Origin of the sequence: Streptomyces sp. NPDC014727, from assembly GCF_043083485.1 — a bacterium.
In the GTDB taxonomy this organism is placed as follows: Bacteria; Actinomycetota; Actinomycetes; order Streptomycetales; family Streptomycetaceae; genus Streptomyces.
Genome location: NZ_JBIBYR010000060.1, coordinates 7,501 through 9,990, shown reverse-complemented (window position 1 = coordinate 9,990; position 2,490 = coordinate 7,501). Strand labels below are relative to the sequence as shown.

Sequence of the window (2,490 nt, the reverse complement as noted above, 5' to 3'; positions counted from 1 at the left end):
TGTTATAGTTCACTCAGTTTTTGTTATAGTTCACTCAGTTTTTGTTATAGTTCACTCAGTTTTTGTTATAGTTAGGTCCCTCAAACCCTTGATACATAAGGGTTTTTTACCTCCTAAAACAATTAAAACAATTAAAACAATTAAAACAAATAATTGATAAAACAATCAAAACAAGAGAGATTTGTAAAAACTTGTTTTTTTATTATTTTGGTAATTAAGAATATTTTAAAAAAATAAAAACTTCGTTTATCGAGTGTGTGTTTTAAATTTTCTGAAATATAACACAAGTAGACTCTCATTTGTGTTTTTTGTTATATTTTAGAATGATCAATAAAAAGGAGTTTTAATATGGGATCCAAGATAAGTGCAGACAACTTAATTACGAAATCAAATCAGCTTATTGAAGCAGCATATAAATTAAACGAGATAGAACAAAAAATCATCTTAACCCTTATTAGTTTAGTTCAACCAAATGATAAGGAATTTCAATCTTACACTTTCACAATCAAAGATTTCATAAAATTGATTGGCGGAAACAGTAATACAAGGTATAAGGAACTAGAAGAAATTACGAGGAATATGTTAGCTAAAATTTATGAAATAAGATTCGAAGAAAGATTAGTACAAGTTCAATGGTTATCCCAAGCTGATTATAACTATAAAAAGGGGACAATCGAGCTTACACTACATAAGTTTCTTACCCCTTATTTATTAGAGTTGAAAAAGGAATTTACATCGTATCATTTAAAAAACGTAAGTAAACTAAAGGGGCATTATTCTATAAGGATATATGAACTGCTTAAGCAATATGAACGTCTACAAGAAAGAACCCTCACTATGGAGGACCTAAGACATAAGTTGGGCGCAACAAGTATATATCCTGCTTACGGAAACTTTAAACAGCGTGTAATACTCCCTTCTCAAAAACAGATAAATAAAAAATCAGATATCACATTTGAATTTCAAGAGATAAAACAAGGAAGGGCAGTTAAAGAAATTAAATTCTTTATAAAAACCAAAGATTCTATTATTCAACCTTTACCTATTCCGATATCTCATTCCAGTCAAAATGCAGTGTTAGATACAGAAGAACTTGAAAATGATCTTTTTGTTGTTTCTAAAGACGATATTAAAGATATTAAAAGTTTGGCGAGTGATTTAGGAGTTAAAGTTCCGAATAAAACTATACAAAGTTGGTTGAATTATGGGAAAAGAAATGTAATTCAAGTGATGGAGTCAATTAGAGATGATCATAAAATAGAAAATCCAATAGGGTTTATCACGTACAAATTAAAGAATGAGATAGATAAAAACATTATTGAGATAAATCCTTCAGATGATGCCATTCAAGATTTTGTTAACAGTCATATACCAAAACGTAAAATCAAAAGAGTAGAATTTTTAACAGACTGGATGATGAAACCGGAAGCTTTAAAAACTTTTAGTAAATACATGAATGAAGATGATGCTTTAGATTTATGGAATTCAAAGAAAGAAGCAATAATGCAGGAACTAAATGATCGCAGGGGAAAAATGATATTAAATTAAAAGAACAAAAACCATATTGGTTCTTGTTCTTTTTTATCGGAATTATTAACGTTGAACTATCTATTGCTGTAAGAGAGTTTATTATGTAGAATAGAAAAACATTTCAACTAGTAGAAACCTCTAAAAAGAAGTTGACTTCCACGAATGCGAATGGTATATTAGTAGATGTCGCTAATTCGAAAAAAACATTCTTTCTTTTTTTAAAAAAGTTTGTTCGTAGAAGTTGACCACGGTGAAATGCTGTGTTATTATATAAAAGTTGCTCCTAACAGCAACATTAAATTGCTCTTTGAAAACTGAACAAACAAACGTCAACAATAATCGTTTTTATAACTTTCGTTATAGAAACAAAACAAGTAACAAAAGCTAGAGTTTAGCAATGAGCTAATCTTACTCTTTATCGGAGAGTTTGATCCTGGCTCAGGACGAACGCTGGCGGCGTGCCTAATACATGCAAGTCGAGCGGACTTAAAAAGCTTGCTTTTTAAGTTAGCGGCGGACGGGTGAGTAACACGTGGGCAACCTGCCTGTAAGACTGGGATAACTTCGGGAAACCGGAGCTAATACCGGATAATCCTTTCCTACTCATGTAGGAAAGCTGAAAGACGGTTTACGCTGTCACTTACAGATGGGCCCGCGGCGCATTAGCTAGTTGGTGAGGTAACGGCTCACCAAGGCGACGATGCGTAGCCGACCTGAGAGGGTGATCGGCCACACTGGGACTGAGACACGGCCCAGACTCCTACGGGAGGCAGCAGTAGGGAATCTTCCGCAATGGACGAAAGTCTGACGGAGCAACGCCGCGTGAGTGATGAAGGTTTTCGGATCGTAAAACTCTGTTGTTAGGGAAGAACAAGTACGAGAGTAACTGCTCGTACCTTGACGGTACCTAACCAGAAAGCCACGGCTAACTACGTGCCAGCAGCCGCGGTAATACGTAGG

1 protein-coding gene and 1 rRNA gene (1 of these 2 only partly in view) are annotated in these 2,490 nt (G+C 34.3%); both read left to right on the top strand.

Translation table 11 applies throughout. From position 1 onward, the window contains the following. Positions 1-348 precede the first annotated feature (348 nt). Positions 349-1,548 (top strand): replication initiation protein, encoded by a 1,200-nt coding sequence (locus ACF1B9_RS37615; protein WP_160555784.1) that lies wholly within the window; start codon positions 349-351, stop codon positions 1,546-1,548. 397 nt (positions 1,549-1,945) lie between these two features. Then, positions 1,946-2,490 (top strand): 16S ribosomal RNA (locus ACF1B9_RS37610); it runs 1,005 nt beyond the window's last position.

What these genes read in the sequence shown, in the direction of transcription:
- ACF1B9_RS37615 (WP_160555784.1), top strand. Translation starts at nt 349, where the DNA reads ATGGGATCCAAGATAAGTGCAGACAACTTAATTACGAAATCAAATCAG.